We start from the raw sequence: 6,684 nt of genomic DNA, 5'->3' as shown, positions 1-6,684 counted from the left end.
CTCAGTTTGCTTGCCGAATAGCGTCGGTGTATTTAATTTCATGGAGATCAAAACCTATCGTTGCGTTCAACATCTTTCCTCTCGCGTCGGCGGTCTTCTCCAACCCGATAAAACAATCTGGGATGCGCTGCAAGTCCTGTTTCCCGGAATCACAGTTTCCGGAATCGACAAACAACAGGCTCTAGAGTGGATCGACCGCCTCGAAGACGAACCGCGCGGTCTTTACGCTGGAGGAATTGGCTGGGTGAACGGAAACGGGCAATCCGACCTGGCTTTAGCCATTCGCTCGGTTTTCCAATACGGCAAAACCATTCACCTCAACGCTGGAGCAGGAATCGTCGCCGAGTCGCTCCCCGCCAATGAATATATAGAGTCCGTCAACAAAATGAAGACGATGTTGACCAACGTTGTCTTGGAGTAGTAAGCAATGACAGCAAACTCCGCCCGAAGATTTTATACGCCGACAGATTATTCTCTCTGGGAGAAACTGCGCAATAACGTCTCAACTTTCGTCAAAGTAAAGATTCAGAAATTGTCTCTAAGCGATCGCGGCAAATTGCACCGCCTAATGCAGCCATAAGCTTATCCCCTCGCGTGGACGATCGAGATTCAAAACGTTTAGCACCGTTCGTTAATGGAATGGCACTTAAAAAAGATGAACTTTTCTCTCTGCATTCGTTCCCTTAGCCTTAGCTTTCCCGAAACCATTCGCACCAATGCTTATTGGCGCGAAAACTTTCCTCATCTGCTTCCGAAAGCGAGAAAGCGGCAGAGGAAAAGTGTTATCGGGATGGGAAAAGAAAGCGCCGATCTTTGGTCGCAAGCGGTTGCTCCCTATCTTGACGATCCCTTTCGAGGGGCGAGAGAACGACGAATTTTACTACAGGAAGAATCGGGGTTGGCATTGGAATGTCGAGGAGCAAAAGAAGCGATCGCTCTCGCCGGACTTGCCCCAGAAGATATCGATCTCGCCTTGGTTTCCGCACTCTTTCCCGATTGCCCCGGTCCTGGTCATGCAGCTTACTTATCCCGAACGATCGGGCTGCGCTGTCCGGCGTGGAGCATTGAATCCACCTGTTCTAGCACTCTCGTCGCCCTAGAAACTGCTCGTGCCTTTATTAAAGCCGAAACTTATCAAACCATTCTGATTGTTGTCTCTCATCTCGGTTCAAACGCCACGGATAATGCCGACTCTCTCTCTTGGTCTTTAGGAGATGGGGTAGGAGCTTTCATCGTCAGTCCTGTACGAGATAACGGAGGTATTTTGGGGATGGCGATCGCCCCAACTACAGAAACCTGCGATGCCTATCGCTACGAACTGGCAAATAATTGCAAAGGGAAACCTCAAACCCTCGCGCGAACCGGGGATAATGCCATCGCCTTGGCTGAAACTGCTGTGAAAGCCGCACAGTCGTGCTGCCAAAAAGCTGCCCAGGTCGCTGGGGTGAATCTTGCCGATATCAACTTTTTTGCTTTCAATACGCCAACAGCTTGGTATGCTAACGTTTGCGCCCGTGCTTTGGGAATCGATAGCGATCGCGTTCTCAACCTCTATCCCCGTTATGGCAATATCGGGCCAGTTTTCCCTTTTGCCAATTTGTACCATGCCGTCGAGAAAAGCAAGCTCAAGGATGGCGATCTCGTCTTAGTTTATAGCAATGGTGCAGCAGCCACCGCAGCCGCAGCCGTACTGCGTTGGGGAAAGACGCAGTTGGGAACGCCTCCTGCTCCCCCCTTAGCCGTTTCCGAAGTTGAGGAAAGAGTAGAAAAAGTAACGCCGTTGCAGATAGCCTCAGCCTCACTTGTGCCACTATCCTCGCAACAAGTGCTGACCGCTTCTCCCGACGACCAGTTGGGTTTACTGAAAACCTATCTGTTAGATTGGTTGGCAATTTATCTTCAATGTTCTCGAAAAGAACTGAGCGGCGATTTGTGTTTGGGAGGACTGCTAGATTCTTTAGTCGCGATCGAACTAAAGCGACGACTAGAGGCAGATTTTCACATTTCAATTTCCCTGCGATGGTTCTTTGGCGACAACGATATCAACCATCTTGCCAATAATCTCCTCGACCGCTTGTTCTGCAAGGAGGGAGATGAGGAACAAGCCGCAGAGGAAAGCTTTTCTGCCCTCCCTACTCCGATTCCCGACCCCAGCAATCGTTATCAACCCTTTCCCCTCACCGACCTGCAACACGCTTATTGGGTGGGTCGCTTGGGAGTCTTAGAACTAGGCAATGTTGCCAATCACGGCTACTACGAAATTGAGGGCAAAGGATTGGATGTAGGCCGCTTGAATAGCGCTCTCAGGCGTTTGATCGACCGTCACGATATGCTGCGGGCGATTATTCTTGCCGACGGTCAGCAACAAGTTCTCGAAACCGTACCTCCTTATGAAATAGCAGTTTTAGACTTGCAAGAAGCCTCACCAGATGAAGTAGAGCGCGCGATCGCCGCAATTCGCCAACAACTGTCCCATCAAGTGTTACCCAGCGATCGCTGGCCATTATTTGAATTTCGCGCCACGCAACTGCCTGGGAAACGGGTTCGCCTGCATATTAGCTACGATCTACAAATCTTTGATGCTTGGAGTCTCTTTCGCTTATTTGAGGAATGGTATCAACTCTACAGCCAACCCGAAACCACGTTCCCTCCCTTAGAAATTACCTTTCGCGATTGCGTCCTGACCGAACAAAAGTTAGAAATGACTTCTCTATATCGGCGATCGCGCGATTATTGGCTGACTCGTCTGGATACTCTTCCCCCAGCCCCAGAATTACCATTAGCCAAACATCCTAGCGAAATTAAACAACCGCAAATTCGCCGCTATGACGCACGGTTAAACCGTCAGGACTGGCAGAAATTGCGACAAAATGCTAGAGAAGCAGGAGTAACGCCCTCGGTTGTCCTCCTGACAGCTTTTAGCGAAGTTGTGAAATTGTGGAGTAAAAACCCCAATTTTACCCTCAACTTGGCTCTGTTTAATCGCTTACCCTTTCATCCCCAGGTCAACGAGTTAATCGGAGATTTTACCTCTTCAATCCTCTTTTCCGTTCATTCTGCCTCCAACCATTCCTTTCGCGATCGCGCGATCGCCATTCAAGAACAACTCTGGCAAGACCTAGAACACCGCTATTTTAGCGGCGTAAGAGTAACGCGAGAACTCGCCCGTGTTAAAGGTACAACTCCCAACGCCCTCCCCATCATCTTTACCAGCACTCTCGGTATGAAGACATTAGGTCAGGAAACCTCCAGTTTCTCCCACTTTGGTGAGTTAGTTTATGCCATCAGTCAAGTATCCCAAGGATGGATGGACGTGCAGATCTGGGAAGAAAAGGGGGAGCTTACTTTTAATTGGGATGTGGTGGCAGAATTGTTTCCTCAAGGTTTAATTGCCGAGATGTTTGCGGCTTATTGTCGCTTGCTAGAGCTACTTGCAACCTCGGCAACGGTTTGGCAGGAGAAGCAATTGGTGCTTCCCTCCACGCAACTCGCTCTCGACGATCGGATTAACCGCACCGATGCTCCAATTTCCGAAGCTCTACTGCACGAACTATTTGCTATCCGAGTTCGAGAACAAGCTAATCAACCTGCCGTAATTGCACCCCAACTAACCCTCACCTATCAGGAATTATTCAACCTCTCCAACCAACTCGCCCATCGCTTGCAGACTCTCGGTGCGAGTCGAGGTCGTCTTGTTGCGGTAATGATGGAAAAAGGATGGGAGCAAATTGTAGCCGTTTTGGGGATTTTAGCTTCGGGAGCAGCTTATGTTCCTATAGATCCAGCTTGGCCAGAAGAACGCCGTCAGGCTTTGTTGACTAATAGCGAAGCTTGTCTGATCCTGACCCAATCAAGGTTGGACGAAACGCTCTCCTGGCCAGCAGAAATTATTCGCTTGTGCGTCGATCGTGAAGAACTAAGTGAAGAAAGTTCTGCTTTCTTGCCCGCTCAACAAACCCCCGACGACCTCGCCTATCTCATTTATACTTCAGGTTCCACAGGATTTCCCAAAGGTGTAGCGATCGCCCATCGAAGCGCTGTCAATACCATCGAAGATATTAACCGACGCTTTGGCATTGGTGCAGGCGATCGCGTTCTGGCACTCTCTTCGTTAAGTTTTGACCTCTCGGTGTACGATATTTTTGGTATCTTAGCAGCAGGTGGTGCAGTTGTCTTACCGGAAGCGCGTCGAGAACGCGACCCAAGACACTGGGCAGACTTGCTACACCAACAAAATATTACCCTTTGGAATTCTGTCCCAGCCTTGATGCAAATGATGGTAGATTCTGCCAAGGATTTGGGAGATTTGCGGTTAATTCTCCTCAGTGGAGATTGGATTCCTCTCGCTTTACCCGGACAAATACAAACTCTCAATCAAGAAGTAGAGATCGTCAGTTTAGGGGGAGCGACAGAAGCTTCAATTTGGTCGATTTGCTATCCGATTAAAATTGTCGATCCAGCTTGGAAAAGTATTCCCTATGGTCGTCCTTTAGCTAACCAGCGTTTTTATGTCTTGGATGAGGAATTAGAACCCCGCCCATTTTGGGTTCCGGGACAATTGTACATTGGCGGAATTGGATTAGCGCGGGAATATTGGCGCAATGAGGAAAAAACAACTCAAAGCTTCATTACACATCCGAAAACGGGAGAACGACTGTATAAAACCGGAGATTGGGGACGATATCTCCCCGATGGCAATATTGAGTTTCTTGGACGAGAAGATTATCAAGTTAAAGTCAACGGCTATCGCATTGAATTAGGGGAAATTGAAGCAGTCTTGACCCAGCATTCTCAGGTCAGAAAAGTAGTTGTAGATGTTATCGGTAACGAAGTGCGGAATAAACGCATAGTTGCTTATGTAGTGAGTAACAAAGGAGAAATTCCTCTTGAATCTCTCCACCATTTTTTGAGCGATCGCCTCCCTGATTACATGATTCCCTCAGCGTTCGTTTTTCTCGATGCTTTACCCTTATCGGCGAATGGAAAAGTAGATCGCCGTGCTTTACCTGTTCCTGATTCTTTAACTATTCCAACTTGTGAACCTAATATTGCCCCGCAAAATTCCCTTGAACAAACGATTGCTACTATTTGGCAGGAAGTTCTTGAAATTGAAGAAATAGGTGTAAATCGTCACTTTTTTGATTTAGGAGGGAATTCTTTATTATTGACGCGAGTGTATGGAGAGATTTTAAAACAATTGCCCGATTTAGCAAGTAATTTAACTATAGTCGAACTTTTTAAGTATTCGACAATTCGGCAACTAAGTCAATATTTATCTGGACAAAATAATCCTTTCCCAGCCCAAGTTCAAGAGGTGGAAAATAATGAAGCCTTAAAGAAAGGACGACAGCGATTAAAACAACGATATCAACAATCAATTGTTACCAATTAATTTTCATTTTTGCTTCCTAATAAGTTTCTATGACTTCCGAATTTAATGGTTTAGAAATTGCAATTATCGGTCTTGCCAGTCGCTTTGCCAAATCTGCAAATATTGAAGAATTTTGGCAGCATTTACTCAATGGCAAAGAGTTGATTTCGATATTTACCGAAACAGAAGATCGAGAAAATCAATCGGTCAAAGCTGGGTCGATTTTAGAGAATATTGAATGGTTTGATGCTTCATTTTTTGGCTTTTCTCCCAGAGAAGCAGAAGTGATGGACCCTCAACACCGACTCTTTTTAGAATGTGCTTGGGAAGCCCTAGAAAATGCAGGTTATGACTCAGCACGAGAAACTCGACCCATTGGCGTATACGCTGGGGTGGGGATGGGCTATTACCTTTACCATAATTTACTGCCCAATCCAGAATTATTAAATTCAGTTGGAAGTTTGCAGCGCTTAATTGGCGTGGATAAAGATTACGTTCCCACTCGCGTTTCTTATAAACTCGACCTCAAAGGTCCGAGTGTTAGTGTGGGTACGGCTTGTTCGAGTTCTTTGGTTGCCGTTCATCTCGCTTGTCAGAGCTTACTGGCTGGAGAATGTTATCTGTCCCTCGCGGCAGGTGTGGCGGTCAAGGTTCCCCAAAACGAACTGACGTTATCTCCCGATGAAATTATTTCTCCCGATGGTCATTGTCGTGCTTTTGATGCCGGGGCAAATGGGACGCTGGGAGGAAACGGTATAGGAACAGTCGTTCTCAAACGGCTTGAGGATGCGATCGCCGACCGGGACTATATCTATGCAATTATCAAAGGATCGGTAATTAATAACGATGGAGCAGGGAAAATCGGTTATACCGCACCCAGCGAAGAAGGTCAAACCCGCACCATTCGCACTGCTCAGATGGTTGCAGAAGTTCATCCTGAAAGTATCTCCTATATAGAGGCTCACGGAACGGGAACACCTTTAGGAGACCCCATCGAAATCGCTGCTATGACACGCGCTTTTCGCGCCCACACGCAGAAAAAAAACTATTGTGCGATCGGATCGGTTAAAACTAATTTAGGGCATCTCGATGCGGCGGCGGGAATTGCCGGACTCATTAAAACCACTCTCTCCCTCGATCGCCAACTTCTTCCCCCTAGTCTTAATTTTTCCCAACCCAACCCACGCATTGATTTTGCCAATAGTCCCTTTTATGTTAATGACAAGCTGCGGGAATGGACGCGCAATGGCAGCCCTCGTCGCGCTGGAGTGAGTTCTTTTGGCATCGGCGGGACAAATGCTCATCTAATCTTA

General features: G+C 47.4%; 4 protein-coding genes. All 4 read left to right on the top strand.

The features are described from left to right. Window positions 1–421: chorismate-binding protein (locus tag G3T18_RS23995; RefSeq protein WP_224413120.1), on the top strand; the 421-nt coding region annotated here is incomplete at its 5' end. Window positions 422–427: 6 nt separating this feature from the next. Then, window positions 428–580, top strand: coding sequence for a hypothetical protein (locus tag G3T18_RS23990; protein ID WP_224413119.1), 153 nt, complete (start codon window positions 428–430; stop codon window positions 578–580). A 75-nt stretch (window positions 581–655) separates the two neighbouring features. Further along, window positions 656–5,392, top strand: coding sequence for a non-ribosomal peptide synthetase (locus tag G3T18_RS23985; RefSeq protein ID WP_224413118.1), 4,737 nt, complete (start codon window positions 656–658; stop codon window positions 5,390–5,392). A gap of 29 nt (window positions 5,393–5,421) precedes the next feature. Continuing rightward, window positions 5,422–6,684 (top strand): type I polyketide synthase (locus G3T18_RS23980; protein WP_224413117.1); only part of this gene is annotated, 1,263 nt, incomplete at its 3' end.

This window comes from Oscillatoria salina IIICB1 (assembly GCF_020144665.1).
Lineage (GTDB): Bacteria > Cyanobacteriota > Cyanobacteriia > Cyanobacteriales > SIO1D9 > IIICB1.
This window is presented reverse-complemented; position numbering and strand designations above follow the sequence as displayed.

What these genes read in the sequence shown, in the direction of transcription:
- G3T18_RS23985 (WP_224413118.1), top strand. Translation starts at nt 656, where the DNA reads ATGAACTTTTCTCTCTGCATTCGTTCCCTTAGCCTTAGCTTTCCCGAA.
- G3T18_RS23990 (WP_224413119.1), top strand. Translation starts at nt 428, where the DNA reads ATGACAGCAAACTCCGCCCGAAGATTTTATACGCCGACAGATTATTCT.